The 26,660-nt window shown below is 32.5% G+C and carries 18 protein-coding genes; 12 read left to right on the forward strand and 6 right to left on the reverse strand.

The genetic code is table 11. The features are described 5' to 3' along the window. Nucleotides 1-2: 2 nt before the first annotated feature. Nucleotides 3-2,999, forward strand: a complete 2,997-nt coding sequence (locus tag LCM23_RS02940) for a type I restriction endonuclease subunit R (protein ID WP_224935548.1) — start codon at nt 3-5, stop codon at nt 2,997-2,999. 70 nt (nt 3,000-3,069) lie between these two features. Here LCM23_RS02940 and LCM23_RS02945 read toward each other — a convergent pair whose 3' ends face one another. Further along, nucleotides 3,070-3,348 carry a hypothetical protein gene (locus LCM23_RS02945; protein WP_224935550.1) on the reverse strand — a complete coding sequence of 93 codons (279 nt, stop codon included), beginning with the start codon at nt 3,346-3,348 and terminating at the stop codon, nt 3,070-3,072. After that, nucleotides 3,341-4,315 carry a ParM/StbA family protein gene (locus tag LCM23_RS02950; protein ID WP_224935552.1) on the reverse strand — a complete coding sequence of 325 codons (975 nt, stop codon included), beginning with the start codon at nt 4,313-4,315 and terminating at the stop codon, nt 3,341-3,343. The genes LCM23_RS02945 and LCM23_RS02950 overlap by 8 nt, the downstream gene beginning before the upstream one ends. A gap of 239 nt (nt 4,316-4,554) precedes the next feature. Between LCM23_RS02950 and LCM23_RS02955 the strand changes: the two genes are divergently transcribed. The 4 genes from LCM23_RS02955 to LCM23_RS02970 all read left to right on the forward strand — a co-directional run bounded on the left by LCM23_RS02955 (nt 4,555) and on the right by LCM23_RS02970 (nt 8,151). Beyond that, nucleotides 4,555-5,622, forward strand: coding sequence for a four helix bundle protein (locus tag LCM23_RS02955; RefSeq protein ID WP_224935554.1), 1,068 nt, complete (start codon nt 4,555-4,557; stop codon nt 5,620-5,622). Between the two features lie 405 nt (nt 5,623-6,027). Beyond that, a complete protein-coding gene (locus LCM23_RS02960; protein ID WP_224935556.1) occupies nt 6,028-6,411 on the forward strand; it encodes a hypothetical protein in 384 nt (127 codons plus the stop codon). Between the two features lie 58 nt (nt 6,412-6,469). Continuing rightward, nucleotides 6,470-6,928 (forward strand): hypothetical protein, encoded by a 459-nt coding sequence (locus LCM23_RS02965; protein ID WP_102415830.1) that lies wholly within the window; start codon nt 6,470-6,472, stop codon nt 6,926-6,928. A 371-nt stretch (nt 6,929-7,299) separates the two neighbouring features. After that, nucleotides 7,300-8,151 carry a hypothetical protein gene (locus LCM23_RS02970; protein WP_224935558.1) on the forward strand — a complete coding sequence of 284 codons (852 nt, stop codon included), beginning with the start codon at nt 7,300-7,302 and terminating at the stop codon, nt 8,149-8,151. A 151-nt stretch (nt 8,152-8,302) separates the two neighbouring features. Here the strand turns inward: LCM23_RS02970 and LCM23_RS02975 are convergent, their stop codons facing one another. Both LCM23_RS02975 and LCM23_RS02980 read right to left on the reverse strand, forming a co-directional pair. Beyond that, nucleotides 8,303-10,549, reverse strand: coding sequence for a dynamin family protein (locus LCM23_RS02975; protein WP_214613764.1), 2,247 nt, complete (start codon nt 10,547-10,549; stop codon nt 8,303-8,305). Nucleotides 10,550-11,066: 517 nt separating this feature from the next. Then, nucleotides 11,067-12,596, reverse strand: a complete 1,530-nt coding sequence (locus tag LCM23_RS02980; protein ID WP_214613763.1) for a TerB N-terminal domain-containing protein — start codon at nt 12,594-12,596, stop codon at nt 11,067-11,069. Nucleotides 12,597-12,768: 172 nt separating this feature from the next. Between LCM23_RS02980 and LCM23_RS02985 the strand changes: the two genes are divergently transcribed. The 7 genes from LCM23_RS02985 to LCM23_RS03015 all read left to right on the forward strand — a co-directional run bounded on the left by LCM23_RS02985 (nt 12,769) and on the right by LCM23_RS03015 (nt 25,383). Further along, nucleotides 12,769-13,338, forward strand: a complete 570-nt coding sequence (locus tag LCM23_RS02985; protein WP_102415826.1) for a site-specific integrase — start codon at nt 12,769-12,771, stop codon at nt 13,336-13,338. Nucleotides 13,339-13,457: 119 nt separating this feature from the next. Next, nucleotides 13,458-14,255: a TnsA endonuclease N-terminal domain-containing protein gene (locus LCM23_RS02990; protein WP_102415825.1), complete on the forward strand. Its 798-nt coding sequence runs from the start codon at nt 13,458-13,460 to the stop codon at nt 14,253-14,255. An 11-nt stretch (nt 14,256-14,266) separates the two neighbouring features. Further along, nucleotides 14,267-16,414 carry a Mu transposase C-terminal domain-containing protein gene (locus LCM23_RS02995; protein ID WP_224935561.1) on the forward strand — a complete coding sequence of 716 codons (2,148 nt, stop codon included), beginning with the start codon at nt 14,267-14,269 and terminating at the stop codon, nt 16,412-16,414. Further along, on the forward strand, nt 16,407-17,888 hold the full coding sequence (locus LCM23_RS03000) for an AAA family ATPase (RefSeq protein ID WP_224935563.1): 1,482 nt from the start codon (nt 16,407-16,409) through the stop codon (nt 17,886-17,888). The genes LCM23_RS02995 and LCM23_RS03000 overlap by 8 nt, the downstream gene beginning before the upstream one ends. Next, nucleotides 17,885-19,405: a TnsD family Tn7-like transposition protein gene (locus LCM23_RS03005; protein ID WP_102415821.1), complete on the forward strand. Its 1,521-nt coding sequence runs from the start codon at nt 17,885-17,887 to the stop codon at nt 19,403-19,405. The genes LCM23_RS03000 and LCM23_RS03005 overlap by 4 nt, the downstream gene beginning before the upstream one ends. A 176-nt stretch (nt 19,406-19,581) precedes the next feature. Beyond that, nucleotides 19,582-23,703 (forward strand): NACHT domain-containing protein, encoded by a 4,122-nt coding sequence (locus tag LCM23_RS03010; protein ID WP_224935565.1) that lies wholly within the window; start codon nt 19,582-19,584, stop codon nt 23,701-23,703. Nucleotides 23,704-23,844: 141 nt separating this feature from the next. Further along, complete coding sequence (locus LCM23_RS03015) at nt 23,845-25,383, forward strand: LA2681 family HEPN domain-containing protein (RefSeq protein ID WP_102415819.1); 1,539 nt, start codon at nt 23,845-23,847, stop codon at nt 25,381-25,383. A 371-nt stretch (nt 25,384-25,754) separates the two neighbouring features. Here LCM23_RS03015 and LCM23_RS03020 read toward each other — a convergent pair whose 3' ends face one another. Both LCM23_RS03020 and LCM23_RS03025 read right to left on the reverse strand, forming a co-directional pair. Then, nucleotides 25,755-25,988, reverse strand: a complete 234-nt coding sequence (locus LCM23_RS03020) for a hypothetical protein (RefSeq protein WP_102415817.1) — start codon at nt 25,986-25,988, stop codon at nt 25,755-25,757. 390 nt (nt 25,989-26,378) lie between these two features. Further along, nucleotides 26,379-26,618: a hypothetical protein gene (locus LCM23_RS03025; protein ID WP_224935568.1), complete on the reverse strand. Its 240-nt coding sequence runs from the start codon at nt 26,616-26,618 to the stop codon at nt 26,379-26,381. Between the last annotated feature and the right edge of the window lie 42 nt (nt 26,619-26,660).

Raw genomic sequence — 26,660 nt, forward strand, 5'->3', positions numbered from 1 at the left:
AGGTGAGCATTGACTACTCTGAAAAAGGTTTTGAAGCTAATATAGAAGCTAATCTGATTAATTCAGGTTATATTCAAAGAATTATTTCTGGTCAAGCATTGGATGATTTTAGAAAATATGCAATTGATGTGGAGACTTTTTTCGAGTTTCTGGAGAACACACAACCGAAGTCACTCGAACGATTACGAAAAGCCTATAAAGACCAATACAAAAAGAAAATCTTAGATCGTGTACACAAGGAACTTGATAAACGTGGAATGATTGATTGTTTGCGTCATGGTGTAAAGGACTATGGGGTAACCTTAAAATTAGCATATAATAAGCCTGTTAGTGACATGAATCAAATGCTAATAGATCTCTATGAGAAAAACATATTCACTGTAAGTAGACAAGTATTCTACAGTAGTAAAAATAATAATAGCATTGATATGATGCTCTCTCTTAATGGCTTACCCATAGTTGTTATGGAGTTAAAGAATCAACTAACCAATCAAACAGTAGATGATTCCAAGAATCAGTTTAGAAAAGATCGTGACCCTAGAGAGTTGTTATTTCAGTTTAAGAAACGAGCAGTTGTTTATTTTGCTGTTGATACGGATGAAGTTTTCATGACAACACAGCTTAATCGAGAAAAGACATTCTTTCTGCCTTTCAATAGAGGAAATGATGGAGGTAAGGGTAATCCTGTAGTCTACAATGACTATCGTACATCGTACCTATGGAATGATATTCTTCAAAAAGATAGCTTACTAGATATTCTTTTTCGGTTCGTCTATGTAAATCAAGAAGATGTTTTAGACTCTACAGGGGAGATTATTGATAAAAAAGAAACAGTTATTTTCCCTCGATACCATCAGTTAGATGCAGTTAGAAAGATAGAGCTAGATGTAATAGAAAAAAAGGTTGGTCAAAACTACTTGATTCAACATAGTGCAGGTAGCGGTAAGACTAACAGTATTTCTTGGCTAGCACATCGTCTTGCTAAACTCCATGATGAAGAAAATAATGCAATGTTTACTAGCGTTATCGTCATTACAGACCGAAGAGTGTTAGATAAGCAGCTACAAGATGCTGTTTATCAATTAGAGCATAAAGCGGGAATGGTAGAGAAAATAGATAAAGATTCTGCACAATTGGCTAACGCTATTGCTGGAGGAACCAGGGTGATTATCACTACGTTACAGAAGTTCCCATTTATTATAGAAAAGCTAGAAGAGTTTTCTGCTGGTCAATATGGAATCGTAATAGATGAGGCTCATTCATCCCAGGGTGGAAAGGCCTCGACAGCAATGACTAACATCTTATCAGATAAATCGTTAGAAGATGCTTTTGAGGCTGATAGATTAGCAGAAGAAAATATGGAAGATGTAGATGAGAAAATTGCAGAGACAATTGCTAAGAGTGGGAAACAAGACAATATCTCTTTCTTTGCTTTTACTGCAACACCAAAACCGAAAACGATTGAAAGGTTTGGAACCTATGATAAAGAGGGAATGCCACATGCTTTCCACGTCTACTCTATGCGACAAGCAATTGAAGAGGGTTTCATTTTGGATGTATTAAAGAATTATACAACTTATAAAACCTTCTATAAAGTGGCTAAAAGTATTGAAGATGATCCTGAAGTTTCTAGTGAAAAAGCAACAAAGCAAATAGCGAAGTATGTATCTTTACATCCACACAACATAGCTCAGAAAACTGAAATTATTGTGGAACATTTTCGTCAAGTGACTAGACATAAGATTGGCGGTCGTGCTAAGGCCATGGTAGTTACAGGGAGCCGTCTTCACGCAGTAAGATATAAGCAAGCATTTGATAAGTATATCAAAGCAAAAGGCTATGGCGATTTAAACACTTTAGTAGCATTTTCAGGAACCGTTGAGGATAAAGGTGTACCATTTACGGAACCGGAGATGAACGGTTTTGGAGAAAAAGAATTACCAGATAAGTTTCATACGGATGATTATCAAGTTCTATTGGTTGCAGAGAAATATCAAACTGGTTTTGATGAACCGTTACTTCACTCTATGTATGTTGATAAGCCATTAGACGGGATAAAGGCGGTACAGACACTTTCTAGGCTAAACAGAACTTGTAAGGGTAAGAATGATACCTTCGTACTTGATTTTGTAAATGAGGCAGAAGATATACAAAAGGCATTTCAACCATATTACGAAGTCACGGGATTAGAAAGTACAACAGATCCTAACTTGCTATATGATTTGGAAAGAGAATTAGATGCTTGTCAGGTGTACACAAAGGAAGAAATCGAAGAGGTTTGTAAATTAGAATTTAGTGAAAAGAGGAAAACAAGTAAGACACAGGAGAAGTTGAATTCTATCCTGGACAAAGCTGTGAATCGTTATAATAAAGAACTATCAAAAGAGCAGCAAGAAGATTTTAAAGGAGCTACTACCAAATTTGTTCGGACATATTCTTTTATCTTACAGATAGGTCCATTTGCAGACATTGATCTTCACAAGCTATATGTCTATCTAAATTATCTATTAAGAAAGCTACCTAAAAACGTTTCTGACGGTGTGTATCTGGCTGATGATGTTGCACTGCAATACTATCGAAATGAAAAAGTATTTGAAGGTAACATATCACTTAATCCTGATGGAGAAACTAAATTAAAGCCTGCAAGTCATGGAAAAGGGCAATCAGTAGAAGAGGAGAAAGAAAGGCTTTCTTCAATTATTGACAGATTGAATGAACGATTTGGTACTGAGTTTTCGGAAACAGATAAATTATCCCGAGATCAGATAAAAGAGGATATGATAAATAATGAGGACTTAGCTCAAAAGGCACAGAGTAATACAAGGGAGAATTTTAAGTTTTCCTATGAGAGAGCATTTTTGGATTTTGTTATTTCAAGAATGTCGCAAAATGAAAAATTCTTTATGAAGATGTTAGAAAACGGTGAATTTAGATCACTTATTATGGATGATATGTTTGAAGAAGTTTACGATGGCTTAAATGAGCGGACAGTTTCATAAGTTAATACAGTGATGAATCACATAATAAAAAAGGACCCTGCGTTTGGGTCCTTTATGTTTGTGTGAAGAATTAGAAGAGATCCATAATGATCTCCTTATCTTGCTCATCAATAGATTTTGTAGCTTCTTGAGCACCTATATCATCAATATGTAATCCGTCTTCTTTCATTCTTTTTGCTACATACTCATATATTTGCTCTAAATCTGAAATATCCTGATTTTCCATGTCTTTTCGAATCAATTCCCGAATATAGGCACTTAATCCAATTGACTTTCTTTTGTTCTCAATGTAATGGATTAATTCAGAGTCTTTAGAGAGGATGCTGATGGTATATCTGGCATTAGGCATATTTGACCTCGAGAATTTTGAGGAAAGAGAGGCAATTGCTGTAGAGGGGATTGTCGCTAATGAGTGCATGGGGAAATAGCTGCTTAATGTATCTTCTTAGAGTGATGGATCCACCTCCCACAAAATGAATGTCTGACATATTGAAAGTATATCCACGACTCTTTGCAAATTGAACGATTTGCTGAAGGTGATCATACTTTAGTTCTTCAATAAAAACCTTACTATCTTCAAAAATTTCTCCGTTACTTGCAAAGTATCCAGATCGCAATACGTGTTCGAGGTCATCAGAAGAAACAGAAAGTCCATAACGTTCATTAATAGATTTTCCGATTTTGCCGAGAAGGATTTTGACACCACCTAAATCTGATGAAATCATTGTGTTAACCATAGGTTGCACGCCTTTAAACTGGCAATATGTGCAGTTTAAGCCACCTACATCTATCACTGTTGTATATCCTTTTCTGTATTTTTCAGGTTTGGCGTACACTTCACCCATACCTTCAAATGCGATGGTAATATCCGATAAGTCAAATGAGAATGCTTTTCCATTTACGATTAAGTGGATTGTTCGATTTTCATTTTCAATCATAGATTTAAAATTCTCTTTTTGAATCTTATCTTTGTAGGCGGAAATTGGTACATTGACAGCTAAGCGAATATCAACATTACTTGGAGCATTCGCCTTTTGGAGGAGACGGGTAATAGCTGTGTAAATGGCTACTTTATGGATGAGTGAGTTTTTGGTTAAGTTGAAATCAGAGTAACTCTCTGAGACCATTTCTCCCAGAAGAAATTCATCTCCGTTGTACTCGGCTAGATAGGAGTTGGGTTGAATTTCTACTCCGAATCTTTTAACTTGTTGCATTCTCGTTGGAAAAGTTGTTGTGTAAGTTCTACCTTTCCATTTTGCTAAAGCCTTGGTATTTCCTTTGCCGCAATCTACGGCAATTAAAATTTGTTCTTTCATGTGAAACCACTTCCTTTGTTTATTAGATTTAACAATTTATACTATGCACCTTAATCATAAATATAAGAAAAACTCATATTAGTATAGTTCTAGTATGTGTGATAATTTCATAATTCTCATAAATAATACTAGAACATGGTTGAACCTAAGAAACTATTTATTAAAGAAGCGAGGCAGTACAATAGAAGTATAAAGAAAGAAAAAATCAATACTTTATAAAGAAATGGAGTGAAAGAAAATTGAATAAAAAAGTAGAAGAAATACAAAACTGGTACCGAAATGAAAGAGAAGTATTTAACTATAGCATCATGGACATTGGTGAAAAACTAAAGAACCTAGCGGAGAAAGGATTAATTTGGGTTCTCAAAGATCTAAAAGATACCACCGAATCTGAGAGAATTGTAATTAATTATTATTTGGACAAGTATAGAGCTGTTCAAATTTACGATAATCTCCAGCACCTCTCCCCAATCTCCCCTTCAAATAGTCAGTGTGCAATTACTCCATCAAAATCCTCAAAAAAAGACACTTCTCTACAAAACAAGCAGCATACACTAAAAGTAAGAGATTCAAAACAATTTTTTGGATATAAGAAGGCAAAGAAATTAGAAAAGCAAATCATCGAACTATGTAAGAACTTTCCTTCATACGAGGTTGACCATATTGTTGTTCAAATTATGAGGAGTGCAAAGTCGATTAAAAAAAGAATACAAATAGGGGAACAAATCTATATTCGAGAAAAGTTTAACCAATACAGTATTGCCATAGGATCTGCAAAAGAAACTTCTGCATGGCTCCAGGTCTCATTGGGTCAAAAGTATATCACTCAAAACCAATTCGAGGAATTAGATACCATGGTTGATCATGTGATAGGTATTCTTACAAGAAACTTATCCAATATCAAAGAAAAAGAGGGAAAGGGATTAGATCTGCCAAGCCCATACACACCAAATGTAAAAAAATTTGGAGCATATGATAATGCTTTGCTGTTGGTGGAAAAGATATATGAAGTTACAAGAAAAAGAGAGTTTTGGAAGGAAAAGAACCTTGTAAGTGATATGAGAAAGCAAGCAACTTCATGTGTTGCTAATATTGCCGAAGCACATCAATTATATAGAAAAAAGAAATTTCGTTTCTTTAATGATTCTTTGAAGGCATTAGGAGGGCTTGAAAGTTCGTTGGAGACATCGGTGAGTAAAGGTATTATTTCAAAAGAGTCTTTAAAAGGAATTAGTGAGTTAAGGATTTCTATACGGAATGTGCTTTCTGCGAACATGGGCAACATTAGTAACGAGAAAGCAGGTTAATCTTTTGAAATAGGTAGTGACTATCCTTGCGAAGGAAAATTGCTCGTTTAACTATTTTGTTAAACGAGCAATGTCATTGTAATTATTCCCAATAGAGGCTTAAAAAGTTATGTATATAGTTTTGTGTTGCTTATTTAACAGTGAAATTAAGGGAGTCCGCATTCTTGTGTTTATGAAAATCTTCTTCTGTCAGCTTAACTTAGAGATATGATTTGGGAATATTTAGACAGCTAGAATCTTGCCATTTTGCACATATCACTCTATAATAAACTATTATTAATATAATCTAACTTAAAAATACCATTGATTACAGTCGGAGGTACTGAGTAAAAAAAACTCGGTAGTCTCCGGTGAATATAATCAATGGTATTTTTTTTATTCCCAAAAAAGGAGGTGAGGAATTAGGTGACACGTATCAGAGTTTTTATTCGATATGAAAACGGCTCATATAAACTTAAAAAAGTGCCCATTTCTATAAATGTGGGAATACAAGGGCTGTCCTTTGAAAAGGTGATAGAAAATGTGTTTGGCTATGCAGAGTGCGATGAAAAAGAAATGCCTCAATTATTGAAGGTAAAGAACACAGAATATTCGTTTGGTGATACGTGTTCTGAACTAGCTTGTTACAAAGTAAAGGATAAAAAAGATGTAGAGGACAGCAGATTATTGTTTTTTAGAAAAGCCATTCTACATAATAATCCTTTATCAGATATATTTCCAATTTATGTTGACCTTTTGGATAGTGATGTCGATTATCTTAAAAAATTCTGGACACATACAAAAACTTAAAATAGTTGATAAACAAGTGGTTCATTGGATTTTATCCATTTGAGAAAGGGGAATTGAAATGAAGCAAAACTACAAATGCAAATTAGCGAAATCAGTAATCATGGAGGAGCATGAAGAGGATGAAGTAAATATCCATTTTATTTTTGAATATAAAGCTGATGGTGGAAGCCTTAAATCAATAACTAATAATGTCTTAGCCCCAACATTGTTATCACCAATGGACTTTGAGGGAATAGAATTTCTAGGAAAGGTAGATGAATCCTATGGAGTAATTGCTAATAATTATCCAGTGATTGAAGTAGTTTCTAATACTGAATTCAGATTGGTAACTGCAGGATGTTCATTATTCGGGGATATTACTGAAAATGATTTGGAATCTTGTGGACTTGGGTCTTTGAACGATTTGGAGAATACTGATTTTGGATATGATGTCTTATTCGTTAATGATGCTCCCCTGGTTGCAAAAAAGGTTGTCATTTTCATATCAATAGATGCAATATTACCGGGAAGAAAATAGAAAGAAATCAAATGCAATTGGGGATTTTTTCTAAATAGAAAGGATATCGGATTATTGTCACCCTCTATTTATGTCATGTTTTATGTAAGGAATTCCACTTCTGTTAATATATAAGGTCAAATGTCCTCACAGGTGTGGGGATGTTTTTTAGTTCATTTATTAATGAATACTTTGCAAGATAAATCTATTAAAGTAGGTGTCACAGAAGTAAAGCAATTGGATCTGCAAATGATGAGAAAGCAAGTTAACATATCTAAAGGATAAGGAGACAGTTTTCTCTTTATCCTTTTGCTCTTTATTTGCTCTGCATATAAATCAATTCATAAGTTGAAAGAATTGTTGTAATATCTAATTGAAGGGGTGTGAGGAATGTGGATTTCATTAAGGATCTGTCAGAAATAATGGTGCAGGCTTATAAAGAAAAAGGGATAAATCCTCCTAATGGCGATACTCATACTTTATTATCCCGGTATTTCAATTTAAAGGATAAAATAATTGTTCCTAGGATAAGAAACGTTAAAGTATCCAAAGAACTTAGAGGGAAAATATTAGAGGACGATTACAAACAATGTTTGCATCATATTAAAAACAGATTTAAGAATGGCAAAGATGTAAGTATTTTTCTAAGTAAAAAAAGTATCAAGCCTTCACAAAAAGATTTACTTTTATATAATTGGGGCATTCATCATTTGCATTTAAGTATGCCAGAAAAGGGAAAACAATTTGTAGAAAGATCAGACTATCTATTATTTCTCATGATTAACGATAATAATGCCTATTTTATAGATGTAACAAAACATAAATTACCAGATGGAACGGAGTTTTCACAGCAAGAATTACTGCTGATAATAAAGAGAAATTGGCCTTATTTGCTCGATCCATATAAATATCAAGGTGCCTTTTCATTAGATAGAAAAATGACAGATAAGGACTATTCAGAAATGAGAAAAGCCGGCAGCCTTTCATTAGTAGAAATTGATGGTGAAGTTTATGGATTAATTGGTGGAGGAATAACGACTGCCCGAACCAATATTAATCATACTATAAAAACAGATGGTGTTTTTCGAGTATTAAGGAATATGGAAGCTAATATCAGAGAAAACACCAAGAATTTGTCATCTTTACTTTCACAAAATGGATTCAAGCAAATTGATTCTTCCTTCAAGTTAATTGTTGAAGATGAAATCTTTTATGTTATTAATGAGAAAAGTTTTGGAATCTAAAAGTATTTATGATTCAATTTTTCGCTGAATTGTACTTTTGAATTTTTACTTTACAAAACCTTGGGGAGTAAAGCAGGGGAATGTTAAGATAAGCGTTCTATTATATAAAAGGCTCTTACCCTTTAATAATAAGGATAAAAGCCTTTTATATTTATGCATGTGAGGCATCTACGGTATTACTAATCAAATCATCTAAGAAAACAATCATCTGTTCTATATCTTGAACAAGTTTATTATACATCTTAACTTTATTAGACAAATAGGCATCATCTAAGGTATTTATATCATTATTTAAAGATTGAATCCGTTTCCTTGCAGCTAATTTCATTTCATCGTCGGCTTTTTCGAATGCTCTTTCAGTATCTTTCCAGAATGAATTAATCACAGTTTCATACTTCGATAATGCATTTTGTTTATTATATTCTTTTACAATCTTTTTTGAAATGCTCTTTTTCCATGTCCCCGAAGTTATTGCAAAAGTTGATAGGCTAGCAATTACTGCTAAAGCAATTCCTAAAGTCACTGGTCCACCAATGGATGCAACAGCAGAAACAGCAGCCGCAGTACCTCCAACAGAAATGCCAATAGAGGATAACAAACCTACGGATTGAGTAACTAAAATATAGCCCCCTAAATTTCCAAGTGTGGAAGCCCAAATGGCTAATCCGCCAAAGGCCGCTAGTCCTGTGAGTCCGCTGGCGAATGCATTTTTAACATCGAAAGCTATATTATTGTAGACATTCACACTATAAAAATTATTGCTTGTATTGTTAATATTATTGTTAACATTTTTAAGATAAGTATCAATTATATCCGATAGTTCTTCAGATTTTTTAACTAATACATTTTCTAATTTAGACTCTAATTCACCTGAAATATATCCTGATAGCCTTTGTAAATCTTGTTTCTTTTTAGAGTACTTATTGGTTTTAATTACTCCTAAAATGTGTTCTTCGTTTATAATCCTATTAAACCGATTTTTGTATTCACTTAAACTTTCTGATTTAAGTGCCCTGATTTTATTTAGAACTTCTTTTCTTAAAGATTCGTTTATTCTTTCTTCTTGTGGCATATTCGTAATTGTTTCTTCAAGTATTTTTACATACTCATCTCTTTTATTTAACAACATCTTATTGAAATCAATCTTGGATTGATACTCTACTCTCAATTTGGAAAAAAAACCATTCAGTTGTTGTTGAAAGTTCTTAATAACTATACTAGGAATATTTTCTAATAACCTTTTTAAATCAATCTCCAATTCATCTCGTAAGACATGCTTGTCTGTCGCAAAGGTAAAAAATCTCCCACGTAAAATATCAAGAGAATATTCATAACCAGAGATATTTTGTTTCTTTTCCCATATGTCAGGGTTGATATCTGTATACAATCTATTGGCACCCTCATCAAGTACCGTTTTAAGTGAAACTAAATTTCCTTGGTCAACTGCCATTGCTTGAGATGCAACAACATAGAAATTTCCTAGTGGAGAGATAATATTGTTATCTTTTCTTTCTAACGGTTCTAAAATATTCAATGTGTTCCGTACAAACTGGAGTTCTTCTCCACGTAAAAAGGCATTAGAAGGTGATAAATAAATGACAATATCAGCAATTTTTTGAGTTGAATTAGCCATTGTGTTATCAAGGGTGCGATCTCCTGTACCAAATCCAGGTACATCAATAAGGTCGCATACTTTGAGAATCTCTTTATCTAAATAGGTAATTATCAGGAGATTTTTATCTTCTTCATAATACATACCTTTTCGAGTGCAAAATTCTTTAAGTAGGTCTAAGTTGCCAGAAGATACTTTATGTTTTTCATAATACTCAGGGTCTGTCAAATTTTCAATTAATATTGAGTTATTTTCGTTGTCTAGTATTATTACGTCTTCTTTTAGATATTCCGGACGATCTGACACATGCTTTATATGTACGTTTGTTGATGTTGCAGGTGTCCAATATGCAGGGAGTTCATTAGATCCTAATAGTGAATTAATGAAAGTACTTTTACCGGCATCTGACATTCCTAATACGGCAATTTTAGGTTTGGCTGGGTTATAAATTTTCTTGAAATTATCACATACTTCATTTATTGGGCCTGCATTCTTGTCATTAATTAAACTGAGTAACTTATCGTTAACAAGATTTTTAAATTCCTCTACCTTTTCCCATTTGTTTAGGACTGAGAATGTATTAGGTAACTTTTTACTGTACCCGGTTAGTTCTTCAAGAGTCTGTCCCGTCACTTGGGCAAGTTTTATTATCATGTCTAATTCTATTTTCCCGGGTTCATTTTCCATTCTTACAACTTTATCCCTACTAACTTCTAGCATAGTTGCTAATTCAGCTTGTGATTTACCTAAAATGTCTTGTCTAAAATTTTTTAAATCTAATGCCATATTTTTCATCCCCTTGAATAAATTTTCTTTATAAATATATAATATCATGTTCAAAGGTGTAAAACAACTAAAAATTATATATAAGTGTGTGAAATTCGCACATTTATTATTAGGTTGTTCATTTGACTTCACATTGATCTACTGAATATGGAATTCCATTTATCAAATTATTGTCAAGGTTTTGGGTGAATTTTATGTGTTTACAAAATTATCCGATATAAATAGAAGTAGTTGATTTAAACTTTGTTAGAAGCACGTGGATATTAAGGAGACGAACTACATGGAGATTTTAGAGATTTATATGAAAGAATAAAGAGGTTTGTTTTTGACCATGCATTTGGTTTGGTTTCAGACGTTTAACGATTAAATAAGATTTGAATCTTACAAAAGCCAGGGGAGTAAAGAGAGGAATGCCGCAATATCAGCATTCCTCTCTTTACATATTTACTACATCGAAGTGAACCTTACATAATCTTTGGTGAGAACGGATAGTGTAATATTCATATACAGATCGTTGTTAAGTCTCTAATTTCTTTTGAAGTCTATCAATTCTTTTTTCAAATTCAGACGTTTCCATTCCTTGATTATTATAATAGGTGATTGCTTGTTTTGAGATCTTGATTGCATAATTATATTCTTTTCTTTTTTCGTAGATTATTGCTAACCGACTAAAGGCTGGAATTCTTCCTCGAAATTTCTCTTTTTTAATTCTTTGTATGTCTTTATCTAAATCCTCATTTGAATAAAATGAACCAAGTTTTTTATGACGATCTATTTCTTGGTTAACATAGACTTTATTTAATTCATCGAGTATCTCAATATCCTCGTAACAATATCTGATGCATGCTTCTAGGTACTCAGGATCCAAATCCCTGTATTTATAATAAAAATCTTGAAGTTGAATATAAATGAAATGCTTTGTGACTAAGTCATTATAATTACTCTTTAATTCACCTAATAAGTCGCTTTCCTTAGTAGCATCGAACTTTATTTTTTGCGGGGGCTTTTTTGTCTCTTTTTTCTTTAGGACAACTTTATTTTTTCTCATTTCAGCTAAATGCTTTTTAACTGATTCATGTGTGTTAACAAGTAAATCATTCATAACCTTCCATAATTCGTTCGATGAAATCATATCAGGTACTATGACTACTTCGTCCATCAATGAAATATTTGCAAAAAGTCTCATTTCTGTTTTTGGAAGTGTTTGGATCCTAGGAGTAATGTCTTTAAGAATTATATTTTTAGTTGTATATTTATCGAAGATCAATTTTTCCATAGTTTGTTCAAATACGTCTGGATATCCTTTTATATAATTGGTGTTAGTGAAACCGAATGTTTTTGCAAGCCTCATAATGTCTTTGGCTAGTAAGGGTACATCAAAACTATGCAATGCAAACAAATATAGATTATCTGAAAAACCTCTTTTATAGTCTTGATTTAAAGATTCTATGAAAACTTGCATCATATCAGCTCGTTGATGAAGTAAACAAGATAGGACAATTGCATTCCCAGAATAAGATTGAAACGAGCTGTTTTTGTGAATTTCTCTTAACTTAATAACTGTTTTAACAGCATTTTCAAAATCATGCGTGAATAGATGCCGTTCTAATCCGTAATAAAGAATGAATACATAACTTATATCCCTTTGACAGTGATAAGGATTTGAGAGGAATTGCCAATATTTGTATTTTTGTTCAGGACTAAGGCTCTTGTAATTAGGGTAGTAAGGTGGTGAAGGTACTTCTTCTGAACTTAGAGGTTCTTTTATCTCCTGTTGCATGTCAATAAGACTAGGTTCTTCTCCACCGCTAAGCGAAAGTGTGACAACAATGCCACCAAATTTATAGGTTTCCTTTTGGCCTTTATCAGGAACAAAATTCCTTTTCGCACCATTTTCAATCCAGATTAAATTCTTTATATCAGCATGAATAGAGAAATAATCGGTGGGATGGCTCAATTGATTAGATTTCGTAGGAACTAATCTATTTCCATTTGACTCTCTTATTTTTGGCTTTTTGTTTTTCTTAAAGATATCAAATAATCCCATCAATATAACACCTTTCCATAAAATATAAATTATAAGTGTTGTATTTATCTTATCATAAAACCCTAGGATAAATTGCAAAATAAGTTAAAGAACCTATTTTGCCTCCAGGCTCTTGAGGTTTCTTCATTCACCGTATAGAATGTTTTTGTAAGGTAATATAGGAGGTGAAACATTGAAAGTAGTTCAGCCAATAAGAGATTTGAAACAACTTGAAGCTGTAAAAGGATATCTACGTGGGAAAAATAAAAGGGATTATTTACTCTTTATGGTAGGAATATCATCAGCTTTAAGAATAAGTGATATTTTAACACTAAAGGTAAAACATGTTTGGAATGGGAAAAAAGCTAATGAATTTATAGAAATAAATGAAAAGAAAACTGGAAAATACAAAAGGTTCCCTATAACAAAGAACCTTACAAAAGCTATCAATGAATACATGAAAGAGTATTTTAATAAAAATCAGGATGATTACCTTTTTACAAGTAGAAAGGGAATAAATCAACCGATTTCAAGGCAATATGCAGCATCCATGCTAAATATTGCTTGTGACATGGTGGGTATTAATGAAAGATTTTCTACACACGGAATGAGAAAAACTTGGGGATACTGGGCATTTCAAAAAGGTATATCGCTCGATTATATATGTATAGCTCTAAATCATAGTTCTGTAGCAGAAACAAAAAGATACCTTGGGATATTACAAGAGGATCTCGACAATCTATACCTAGAGGTGAACTTATAAAAGTGTTCAAACTACATTTAATAAAAGATAAAGTATTTGACTATTGATAATCAGTTCAAAAAAAAACGAACTCGATTGCCAATAGTCATTTTTATTTTCAAATAAACAGGAGGGATTTTATGGGTGCAAATAATTGGTCAAAGGAAAAACTAAATAGGTATCTAAAAGAAGGGAGAGGTCAGGGAGTTGGAAAAGATTATCTTCCATGGAACTATACCTACAATTACAGTTCCAAAGGTAGAGTTTCCAGAATTTCCGGACTTAAAACCAGACGTATACATCACCTTCATTCTGATAATCAATATAGAGCTTTTCTATTATTCGAATTTAATTCAAATGTTGCTGACATAAGAGAATCTTTCCCACTATTAGATGTCGAAGAAGTAATTGATGATAAAGAGGATTTGCGGTTTGATAAGTTCATTGATAGAGAGACTAAAGAACCCTATGTGTTAACCACAAACTTTTTGCTAACTGTTAAAGACGTTAATGGTGAGCAGAAGGGACTGGCAAGAACCGTAAAAAATACAACAGAACTCAAAAGGAAAATAACTTTTGAAAAGCTGGAGATTGAAAGAAGATATTGGAACCAAAAGGGAATTGATTGGAAAGTAATGACGGAAAAACAACTACCTAGACAATTAGCCAAAAATATTGAATGGGTAAGGGAAACATTGTTGGAATGGAGTGAGGGGGAGCTGAATAAAAGTGAGCAATCGATATTGATGCTTAGATTTCTTTTAGAAAACGATGAACTTCCTTTAAGAGAGGCCTTAAAATTATTTGAACAGACAGAAGGATTGAAAAAGGGGGCGGGTTTGTTCCTTTTTCGCTATTTGATAGCAAAGAAGGAGCTTGCAGTTGATATGACAAAAAGAATAGATTTATTATCAAAAGTTAAAGACTTGCTTCTATAAGGTGGTTGATTTTGTTGGAGTTTAACGAGAATTTGTTACTACGATATCATGATGGGAAAACAATACGGATTGTGTATTGTGATAGGATTTCTACTATTATATATGCAATTGATATGGATAAAGTTAGGTGGCCATTTCTCATTAGAGAAGATGAATTAATTTCTGATTATAATAACGAAGAAATAACTATTTTAGAAAATGACCCATACACACGTTATGTTGTTGAAGAAGAACTAAGCAATGCAGAGAAGGAAAGAAGGGGGAAAGCGTGGGAAATAGTGAAATTTGTACTTGAACAAGTAGATACAGAGGTTTTGATATTCAAAAGCAGGTATCGAGAAAAAGCCATTAAACTAGCAGTAGCACAATATAAAATCAATTATTCAACCGTAAAAAGTTACCTTGTACGGTATTGGAAAGGTGGTAAGATTCGAAATGGATTACTTCCTGCATTTAACTTATGTGGCTCTATAGGTAAGGAAAGAAAAAATGGTGACAAAAAGCGGGGAAGACCTAGAAAATCTGGAAGTAAACAAGGGATAAATATTGATGACAAAATTAAGAGATATTTCCAAACAGGTTTAAATCGCTATTACTATAGTGGTAGGCAGAACTCGCTAAAAGTGACTTATGAACTGATATTAAAGGATTTTTTCACAGAAACGAAGGTTGATATAAATGGTAATAAAGTCCCCGTTATTAAGGAGCCTTCAAGTATTCCTACCTACCATCAATTCTTTTATTGGTTTAAGAAGTTAAATAATCCAAAAAAGGAATTAATTAATAGAAAAGGAGCAAGAAACTATTTCCAAAATCATCGTACTATCATTGGAAATTCAACACAAGATGCTGGATTAGGTCCAGGAACACTTTGGCAAATAGACTCTACACAGTTTGATATTTATCTGGTTTCATCCATAGATCGTAACTTGATTGTTGGCAGACCAACTTTAGTATGCGTAATTGATGTATTTTCCAGGATGATAGTTGGGGTTAATGTCACTTTTGAGTCATTTAATTCGTACACAGGCACTATGGTTGCTCTTGCAAATAGCATGTTACCCAAGAGTGAATTTTGTAAACAGTTTGGTATCACACTGGATAAAGATGAGTGGGATGTGGCTTGTGTGCCGCAAAGGATTTTTGCTGACAGGGGTGAATTAAACGGTAAACAGATTGAAGATGCTATTGGAGGATTAGGTATTTCGATACAGAATGCCCCTCCGTACAGAGCTGACTACAAAGGAATTATTGAACAGGCATTTGCACAATTAAACATAAAGGTTAAACCATTTGCTGATGGGGTTGTAAAGAATGGGAAGAACACACTAAAGAGGGGAGACGAAGATTATAGACTTAAAGCTAATCTGACAATAGACGAATTCACACGAATTGTTATCAAATGTGTGCTATTCCATAACAATCATCATGTCTTGAGTGAATATGTATTGGATGAAATGATGATTAGTGAAGAAGTTGAAAAAATACCCGTTAAGATATGGGAATACGGTGTGAACGATATGAAAGGGCAATTACGAGTATTACCTGAACAAACAGTAAAGATGCACTTACTTCCGACTGATATAGGAACCATTACTTCACGGGGGGTTAGATTTAAGAAGATGTTGTACGCTTCGGATTACTCATTGAAAAATAATTGGTTTCAGACAGCAAGAATTAATGGTAGCAAAAAAGTAAAGATTTGGTATGATCCGAGGGACCTTTCATATGTTTATACAATTAATGAGGATGGGGAGTTTCACAAGTTGAATCTACTTGAACATTTGACTAAGTATGAAAATAAAGGAATTGATGAAATAAAACAGATAATAAAGCATGAACAAACTATGGATAACAAAAGTAAGGAACAAGAATTGCAGGAAAAGATGAAGTTGTATGACGATATTCAAACAATTGTTGGACAAGGAAAAAGGAATACAGAAGCAGAAAAAGATGATTATTTAAGCAAAACCCAACGTTTGAGAGGTATAAGGGAGAACCAACGGGAAGAAAGGGAACTACAACGGGAATTGAATATACAGAAGGTAGAGGCAGGGGAAACATTGATGGAATCAGTTGAAAAACAGGGATATACAGAGGATGAACTTGATTTGTTTAGAGCTATACAAGAGCTAGATTGGGATGATGATATTGAGTAACTCTATATTTCTACCAAATGGAATGGAGGCTATTCAGGCAGAGTATAAGGAATTCCCGTTGGAAGAGTTTAATCAAAACCCGTTGATTCAAGCACTACCACCATTATTGGATAAAGCAACAATCATTAGAAAGCTCATGGTTAAACCAATCTATAATGATGAAGAAAAACATGCTGAAAGTATTTATCGAATACACATGATAAACCGATTGTTTCAGCTATATACTCCTCTTCCGGTGCACATAGATGTGTGGAATATGATTCATACATTGATTCTGCAAGGTTATTTGGCTAGGAACCCTTTTGATAAGAACTATAAAAAGTATATTAATGACTCTGGAAAAGAAATTATTAATCGTTCATATGAAATAAATAGTAGACAAAATTTCAGAACCACTTCTTCTTGCGGGACATTTATCGGTTTTTCTGGCATGGGTAAGACAACAACAATTAATAGAGTTCTAAGCGATATTCCACAAGTGATTATTCATAATGAGTATAAAGGAATCCATTTCAACCAAATCCAACTTGTATGGTTGAAGTTGGAAGCACCAAGTAATTCAAGTCTGAAAGCATTGTGCTTACAATTTTTCATGAAGGTCGATGAATTGCTAGGAACTAATAATTATAAGAAATATGTTTCGAGAAATATGTCTGTAGACAGTATGTTACCTTTAATCAGTCAGGTTGCACACAATATAGGACTCGGTCTCCTTGTAATTGATGAAACACAAAATATAAAAAAACGGGGTGCTGAGCAAATCATGAACTTCTTTGTCTACTTGATAAATACAGGAATTAATCTTTGTTTAATTGGAACCCCAGGAGCATATGATTTATTTGGTAAGGAATTGCGTATGACGAGACGTTTAACTGGAAACGCTGAAATCATTTATAACAATATGCAATATGGAAATGAATTTACCCTTTTGCTAGAGTCTGTATGGAAATATCAATGGACTCGAAATTTTGTCCCCTACAATGAAGAGTTCGGAAAGGTAATTTATGAAGAAACTCAAGGTATATCGGATTTGGTTATAAAACTATTTGTATACTCGCAACAACAGGCTATAGAAAATGGAAAAGAAGAGCTTTCCATTGATCTAATAAAGAAAGTAGCAAAGGAAAAGTTTAGATTACTTCAACCGATGTTAAATGCCATTCGTTCGGGGAACCCTCATAAAATAGCAAAATATGAAGATATTAGGAAGATTGAGTTAGAAGAGTCGGATATAAGGAAAAGTAAAGAATTGAAAAAAGAAGAACCAGTAAAAAAGAAGAAGGAAGATAAGGTAAAAGCAACCGAAAACATTGAGGAACCTAAGAAGAAAGGAAAGCGTAAGGAATATAAGGAAGATGATTTACGCTATTTACTTCAGCGGGGAAATGAAGAAGAAAAGTCACCATATCAAGTACTCCTAGAAAAGGAGTTTATTGAGGATACTTCAAAATGGATTGAGGTGGAGGGAATATGATCAATTTCCTTCCACAATTGTATGATAACGAGCTATTTTATTCAGTTATTGCACGTTATAGGAGAATGTGTGGAATGGTTAGTGGGAGGGCGTTTATAAGGGATTTATTTGGTGAATTTGTTGTTATCACATCGTCCAATTTTCCACAGTATATACGAAACTTTATTGGAAACCTTCCTCCAACTTCAAAAGTAACAACCAAGGAGATTATTGAAAAGCATACTCTATTTAATTTTTATACATCATTTCTCAACGAGGAAAAAGCGGATCACATATACGAAACGATGGGAAAAGGTTCAAATGGATCAAGATTAAATGTTGAACAGCAAATTGGATTTGGTGGAAGCAAAGTTCGTAAACCAAGTTATTTAAGGTATTGCCCGTTGTGTTTTAAAGAAGACATTGATACATTAGGCGAGAGTTATTGGCGTATTAATCACCAGATAATCGGAGCATATTATTGTTCTAAACATCATGTCCTTTTAAAGGAAAGCTCTGTATTAAGTACTGGAAATGGAATTGAATTTATATGTGCAGATGAACAGATCTGTAACGAAGAACTATTAGAAGATAATTATTCGGACACGATTAAATTATTAAATCTTGAATACATACATAATGCCGAATTAATATTGAACAGAAACTTTTCAAGGAAGGATTTGAACTATATTATTGATTTCTATATTGATAGATTAAGGGAGAAAAGGTTAGCCTCCAAGAATGGAAACCTTTATATGAAGGATGTTCAAGAACGATTTTTGCATTTCTACCCTAAACAGTACTTAGAATTAATGCAGAGCAGCATTAATCCTGATAGTCCGTCTAATTGGCTTCGATTATTTGTTAGACATAATAAAGGGAATAGAAGTCCTGTGAGGCATTTGTTATTCTTACAATTTCTTAGCATTGATCCACCTGATTTATTATTAAGTGAAAAAGTTGTGGGTAAGAAAAAGGATTCAATTGTTCATAATCCAAGTTTTGATCTTAATCAAAGGAGAGAAAAGTGGTTAAAATTGATAACTGAAAATCCTGGTGCCAACAGAAGTCAATTAAAGGATAAGGGGAAAGGTCTACATACGTGGGTATACAAGTACGATTGGGATTGGTATGACAAAGTAACCCCAAAGGCACAATTAGGGAAAGAAAAGGCTGGAACCATTGATTGGGAGAAGAGGGATGAAGAATGTTTGAGTCTTGCTATGGAGGCTGTTGAATTTATTCTCCAGAGAAAAGGTAAACCGATAAGGGTAACACCTTCGAGTATAAGAAATATTTTAGGGTTTGGCCCGTGGTTTCACAATGTAAAGCTAGTAGGAACGCAACGATATTTGCACGAAGTGAAAGAGGATATAAATGATTTTAGGATTAGAAAGATTAAGTGGGCACTAAATGAAATGGTATATAAGGGTGATAGAATAACTCCATATAAAGTCCAGCTTTATGCAGGATTTGGTGGGAGTAATAAAGAAGTGAGAAAACTAATTCTGAAAGAATTAGTTTGGATAAAAAAGTAAGCTACTGGTAAAAACAGTGGCTTTTTATTCTATTTTAAGATTTCTAATATTGGTTACCTTATAATGTTCATATATACTAGCCTTATATTCTAGTAAGATATTGATATGAGATTGTTCGGCTTTTTATCTTTTATCTGCAGCAATAACGCAGATTATCTTATTAAGGAGGCATTTTTTTGATTAAAATTAACTGGGATTATTTTAAGGTGAAAAATAAAGATTATACAACTGACTTTGAGTTGTTGTGCTACCATATTTTTTGTAGAAGATATGGTCAAACAGATGGTATAATTGCAGACTTTAATCAGGTGGGTCTTGAAACAATGCCCTGGCTATCTGGTAAAAAATACTATGGATTCCAAGCAAAGTTTTTTGACAAAGTAAATTATAGCAGTATAAAGAAATCAATTGATAAAGCACTTAAAACATTTACTGCTGATAATGGAAACCAATTAGATCATATTATTATTTTCTTGAATTGTAATATCCAAGTTAGTAGTAAGAGTGCTAAGCAAATAGTAGAAAAATGCGAAAAAAAAGGGGTTACAGTTGAGTGGTTTGTTACAAATCATTTCGAATCAGTTCTTAATCAACCTAAGAACTTGGATTTGGCTCAACTTTTTTTTGGTGAAGCCGACGAACTAGGATTTATTTTAGATAGCAAGAATATTAGATTAAATACTCTTCTTTTATCGAAGGAATATATAGAATTAGAGCTATTAGGGGATGAGAAAAGAAAATCAATCACGGATTACTCTAAAGAAATTCTAAGCAGTAAAAATAAAATACACTTATTATCAGGAAGTCCTGGTTCTGGGAAAAGTGTATGTATGAATAAATTATTTCAACTATACACAGGTACTGAAAAAAGTAGTAATGCGGAACAATTAGCAGTTATAGAGGAAATAGAGGCTTTAACGATGTACGTAAATTTGAATACTGTTTCCCTAGATAATTTAGAAAACATAATACATAATCGACGGAGTGAATATGGAATAAGAAATCAAAATACAAAGGTTATCTACTTGTTTGATGGTTTAGACGAAGTATCAGATCTTAGGATAGACACAACATTATCATATATCTTTGAACTGGCTGATAAAGTATCAACTAAATTAATAGTTATTTCATCAAGAATAGCAAGTCCCAATAAAATCAAATTGAAAATAGGCTATAAAAATATAGTTGAACATCAAATAGTTGAATTATCAAAGAAACAAATACAAAGTTATTTTTTAAGTAAAGGAGTAAGAAAAAAACAGGAACTACTAAATAACCTTGAAAAATCTAATCCGACGTTTTTTGAAAATATTCAAGACACATTAACATTGTCAATATTATGGAAGCAAATTGAAAAAATCAACAGAGATAGTTATATAACCGATTTGATAGAGATTCATGTTAATGAGACTTTAAATGATATTTCTCATTCAAAATATCTAAATGAATTAAATATACCAAACCCCAAGATAGCGTCTATTATAGAACTGAATAAGCAAATATCTTTATATAGTTTTGAACATCAAATTGTAAGTATTAAATACGAGGAAATTTATTCACTACTTTTAGATTTATTACCAAGATGTGACTATCAAGCGATTAATAGAATAATTGATTTTTTGGCAGAGAATTACTTTGATGTCTATGGGACTAACACAGTCCAATCATATACCTATAAGCATAGGAGATATTCAGAATACTTTCTAATGCTTAGTATTGTTGAAAAAATGGAGATAGATAGTAAATTTATCCGTGAAAAACATTTGCTTACTAATATGGACTTTTTCTATAAAATGTTAATTCCATATTTGAAAAATAAAGCCATTACAACAAATGACATAGCTCTAACTCAAAGTTTGGGATTATATGATGTTTATTTAGGAAACAACAGAAATTGGGGGGCTGATGAACCTTATTATAAATGGTCAGACTACTTAACGTACGCATTAACGAGCCAGAAAAATGACATTTTTGAGATCATTATAAATGATGATAATCTTGTTTTTAAAGATTATCTTTTGGAGTTACCAAATGAGATTATAGAAAAATTACAAAGTTTAGCAATGAAAGATCGATCCAAAGATACAGAAATAGATTACTTATTGAAAATATTTTTTAGAAGTTTAGTAGAGCTCTATAAACATAATAAAAAAGAAACTGTAAAACTTTTCCTTGTGAAATATGAACAAATAATGGAATTACTTGTAGATGTAAAATATATTAATAACTACACAGAAGAAAAAGCTACAAATGAATTTTGGAGAAACAAGTTTTATATTGATATAGTTATTAGACAAAAAAACGTATCTGAATATAAAGAAATGGTTACTGAACATAAACTTGATTTGTCAGCAGAGGAATTTATGGAAGATTATACACCAACTAAGTTAACTGTTATGAAATCATTAACATATATTTTAACTATGGAACGTCCTAATGAATTTGTATCATTTATAAAAGACTTTAACGAATACCAGTTGGGAGCCTATCTAATTTCAATTTGCGAACTTGATTGTTTAGCCTCAATTCACCAATTTCCAGTATTAAAAAGTGAAATTTTAAAGAGAATTAGTTCTTTAAATCCATCTGAAGGGTTACATCAAGCCTTAATATATGGGTTTAAAAAATATTCTGGTGAAATTTTAACTGATGAGGAAACAGAATGTATAGAAAAATATATAACTAAATTAGGGAGAATAGAAACTTCTGTATTTTGGAAAAACCACCATAATGTAATTGCATTTTTGTCATTGCCAGATAAAAATAATAAAAGAATGCAAATTAAATTATACAGTAGCATAATGACATATAATAAGTTTTATGAAATGTATGTCTTATTATTAGATGGAACGTGCTCTTTAGCTAAAATAGTAAAATTATTCTCTACTTCTACTATTCTAAAAAAATCAACTGTAGGATTCTATGTTCGTTTACTACTTGGTTATGCGTTTGTGTTTACTGGGGAGAATATAAAAACAGTAAAAGGTAGTATTAATTACCTAAACCATAAAGAAATAGAAAATATGCAAATGGTGTACTTCCAAATAAAGAAAGCTGATGGTGAGAAATATAGGGAATTATTTAGTGCCGATGAGTTACTAAGGCTAACGTCGGAAGTGAATTATAAGGATATAGATTATTCTAGTACAAGTGAATCCATGTTTATTATTTCCTTTTTATTGGCCGATTTTGTTGAAAACGTAAGTTATCAATTTTTAATAAGTGGTGTCGATAATGGAATAATGAGGATGAATTCCAGAAAAGATACAATAGCTGATGAAATACTGGTCGGATCATTTGAAATTCTCCTCAAAAATCATTGGATTACAAAAGAACAAGCGTATATTTATGTTGATAAACTAATAGATATTGCACTTACATTAAACAATAACCATGTAGACAATAGAGTATTAGAAATGTTAATTGAGGTATTGATTAGGACTAACTTTGAAATAGCATTCTATTGTTATGAAAAGTCGATAAGGTTTGTGGAATTAGATAATAAATTACATCGTGACGTTGCATGTACAATGGTGGATTTGGGAATCCCTTTAACAGAAGTTGAAAAATCTATTATGAATTTTAATCCCTATTTCGATAATTATCATCAAAGAACAAATTGGTCTTATTATTATGGAAAAATAGAAGTATACCTTGCTATAGGTCTATCAGATTTATACAGTAATAAAGAACATGAGTTGGTTTTAGAGAAAATTCAACAAGAGATAGATGCACTTGACTATGCTGGTTGGGACAGAGAGTTATATTCATCTGAGTTTCAGAGTTATATAAGATTATGTGAACGATTTTCAAAAAACGTAGATGTAGATGAAAAAAAGGAATCTGAATATTATACGGGAGCGAGCATAACTAAATCAGAAAAAGTAGACCTGTCTAAAATTATCAAAGGATTGAATTCAAAAGAAAAACTAGAGCAGTTTTTCAAGAATCTTGATTCTAAGTATTGTCTGGATGCTCTTGAACAGTATGAATGTTTGATTGAAAAGTGTGTAGATTTATTTGGCAACATTGATATATTAATTAAACATATGCGTGAAAATAGATACCCCGATATGACCTACTTAAAGAATAACAGTGAATACTTATATTTTGGGATAACTGCTGCTTTAGATAATGCAAATTCAAAGCAACAAATGGTCAATTATCTTAATAATGAAGGTGGGGGACATGATAGCTATTACGAGTTGATGAAAGTATATGAAGTATTAGGAGACAAAGACATGTGTCTAAACTTGTTTAAAAGTTTGCTAAATGATGTCAACTTGTTCGTATACTAGCTTTTCTTTTTTGTTTTTTTTTCTATGTAATCAAAATAAACATTTCCAATTTCAGAACTAGATTCAATGTTTTTTCGTCTTGTTCAATTAATGTTTATTTTATTGAGTGTCTTTAGAATCAAGTTTATAAGGGTGGCATAAATGGAAAGAGATTTTATGGGTGAATTAATGGATATAGGAAGTATAGTTGATGAGTTGGATACATCCCTAATTGAGAGTAAATCAAGTAATGCCGAGGATGTTTTAATGTATGTTACTACAATAGAAGAAAAATTTGAGCTAATTGATGTTGAACAACTTGATACAATTCAAAAAATTGTTTATTTGTATACTAAAGCTAATTATAGAGCTATTTTGCAACATATCTCTTATACGGAATTTGAACAATTACAGGAAGTTTCTAAGTTAATAAGGCAATCTGAAGGTTATGATGATTTTGCTTTTCAAAACTTCGCATTAAGAATAAAGGATTACCGAGAGGCAATTAGTTTATCGAAAGAGAATGATAAATTAAGTCCGGTATATGCTTCGCAAATTTATGTTAATTTAGCAAATGTTTATAATGAAATGGGTAGAACAGTTGAATCTATTGAAGAGCTAAAAAAGGTTGAAAATCTAGTTGATCGTTTTCCAATGGCTAGAGCAAATTTAGCTATTAAACATTTATCGCTATCAGAGAAAGTTACTAATCGCTCGGTAATGCGATATTTGATTGAAATGGGAATATCTGAATTGGATGATGTATGTAATAATGTAACACCTGATGGTATGCCAATTGACACATTAGGACAATTTAAAAAGTGGAAAAGATATATGGAAGAAGTTGTTGATACAAGTTTATCGGATGTCGATTCTTGGTCAGTACAGCAGGATGTTGATGATGATTATAAGGCTTGGTCAGCAAGTAGAAATTTGACACTTAATTATCTTAATATAATCTATAACTATGGCAATGTAGATGATGTTCAGATGATAGATATGGGGTTAGGTTATTTTAGAAAAGAGAATAATATGGAATATTATTCATGGTTTAACACCATTAAACAAGAATATAATATGGCCAGATATTTTCTTTATCAGATAGATACTCTAAGAGAGGAAGCTAATGTTCATGAATCACAACGTTATAATGTTCTTATTAATACATTAGATTATCCTGCATTAGGTTACCGGACAGAATTACTAAAAGTATCTCTAAAGACAGCATTTAGTGTATTAGATAAGATAGGTTTATTTTGCTGTAAATTCCATAACCAACAGATTCCTACATATAGGATAGATTTCCACAAGTGGTATAAAGAAATAGAGTTGGAGGTAGCTTTAGCAAGTCCTTTTAACGCTCTTTATTGGTTGAGTAAGGATTTAGATCGTAAAGCTGGTAACATGAAAGTGATTCGTCTGCTACGTAATTGTATTGAACATAGATTCGTTAGAGTTCTGGATTTATATGATATACCTCTTGATGAAGAGTTGGCAGATGATAAAAAATATGAGTATACAGTAAGTTATTCAAATTTATTAAATGTTACTTATGAAACACTGCGACTTGTTAGGAATGCTATTTTCTATATGGCAAACGGTTTTAATATTGAATACAACAGGATCTATTATGGGGATAAGAGTGAAGGAATATTCGTACCACTTTATCTTCATACTTATGATGATGAATGGAAGAATTAAGTTAATTGTCCTTGATAGGAATTAAAAACTGTATAGATAAAAGATTGCCATAGAGATTTGCGGAGTGATTAAAATTAAGAAAAGACTTGGGGAAATACTAGCAGATAGAACAAATCAAAAGTGTTATGTAATTTATGAAGAATAGGTGATTTCTATATAGTCTAGGGTTCTTATATTAAGCATGTGGTTGGTGGAAATTTTTATGATAGATTGATGTACTTCCATCTTAATAACGATAAATGGACATTTGCTGAGAGTTACATCAGGTATGAAAGGGATAAAAATGAAAAATGGGATTACCTAGGTAAGGAGAGTAAGAAGCAAGTTATAGACATTGATACCTTATATATTGATGGAGAACTTGCAGAAATTTAGCCCTTATACAGTCCTAGTTTCATATTAAAATTATGGAATGTAATAGAAGTAGCTTCATTTTCCTTTCTCTCTAACTCTTCAAATCTACTATGTCTAATTAAAAAGTAAACTTCCGAATCAAAATAAACATTTCCGATTAAGACCCCGATTTCGTGAAAATAAACATTTCCGATTTCCGGGTCTTTTTCATGCTCATCCCTTGTCTTGTATCGGTTTTCTCGTGTTTCCATTACGCAACATTCTCGGAGAACTTTATTTTAAAACAGAAAAAAAGATGAAAAAACAGGCGGAAAAGAGGGGAAAATGGAGTGTTTTTGAACCAAAAATCCTTCAAAATGGGGGTTCGGTCGGAAATCTTTATTTTAACTCGAACGGTGGAATGGGGGTTGGAGTGGGGTGATTTGAGAGATGTTTATTTTAATGTCACAATATAACAGAGTGATTGGCAAGGAATTGATGTGATTAATCGCGTTTTAACTACGTCAGAATGACCACATCAACTTCTTGCTTTTTTAGTGTGTAGCGACCGTATATTAACTTATTACAATTTTAATACTTCATCAAACTGTGCAATTCTTACCTGCATGTCATGAGTAATTATGATTTAAAATGTCTAATGTTCATATACGAGAACCAGAGCCAGAACCAGAGCCAGAACCAGAGCCAGAACCAGAGCCAGAACCAGAGCCAGAACCAGAACCAGAGCCAGAACCAGAACCAGAACCAGAACCAGAGCCAGAACCAGAGCCAGAGCCAGAGCGGTTATCATTAGCTTTTGATCCTGGGTTTCTACTTAGAAATTCCTCATTCCCAGCGTCTTTTGCTTCATTTAGAAGCTTTTTTACGTCTTCTTTTCCCATCTATAAAAACCACCTTTTAATAATAATCCTTAATATTTAAGG

The sequence above is a fragment of the Cytobacillus kochii genome, from assembly GCF_020171845.1.
Lineage (GTDB): Bacteria > Bacillota > Bacilli > Bacillales > Cytobacillaceae > Cytobacillus > Cytobacillus kochii.

What these genes read in the sequence shown, in the direction of transcription:
- LCM23_RS02945 (WP_224935550.1), bottom strand. Translation starts at nt 3,348, where the DNA reads ATGCCTAATGCCAGATATACCATCAGCATCCTCTCTAAAGACTCTGAA.
- LCM23_RS02950 (WP_224935552.1), bottom strand. Translation starts at nt 4,315, where the DNA reads ATGAAAGAACAAATTTTAATTGCCGTAGATTGCGGCAAAGGAAATACC.
- LCM23_RS02965 (WP_102415830.1), top strand. Translation starts at nt 6,470, where the DNA reads ATGAAGCAAAACTACAAATGCAAATTAGCGAAATCAGTAATCATGGAG.
- LCM23_RS02975 (WP_214613764.1), bottom strand. Translation starts at nt 10,549, where the DNA reads ATGGCATTAGATTTAAAAAATTTTAGACAAGACATTTTAGGTAAATCA.
- LCM23_RS02980 (WP_214613763.1), bottom strand. Translation starts at nt 12,596, where the DNA reads ATGGGATTATTTGATATCTTTAAGAAAAACAAAAAGCCAAAAATAAGA.
- LCM23_RS02990 (WP_102415825.1), top strand. Translation starts at nt 13,458, where the DNA reads ATGGGTGCAAATAATTGGTCAAAGGAAAAACTAAATAGGTATCTAAAA.
- LCM23_RS03005 (WP_102415821.1), top strand. Translation starts at nt 17,885, where the DNA reads ATGATCAATTTCCTTCCACAATTGTATGATAACGAGCTATTTTATTCA.
- LCM23_RS03015 (WP_102415819.1), top strand. Translation starts at nt 23,845, where the DNA reads ATGGAAAGAGATTTTATGGGTGAATTAATGGATATAGGAAGTATAGTT.
- LCM23_RS03020 (WP_102415817.1), bottom strand. Translation starts at nt 25,988, where the DNA reads ATGGAAACACGAGAAAACCGATACAAGACAAGGGATGAGCATGAAAAA.
- LCM23_RS03025 (WP_224935568.1), bottom strand. Translation starts at nt 26,618, where the DNA reads ATGGGAAAAGAAGACGTAAAAAAGCTTCTAAATGAAGCAAAAGACGCT.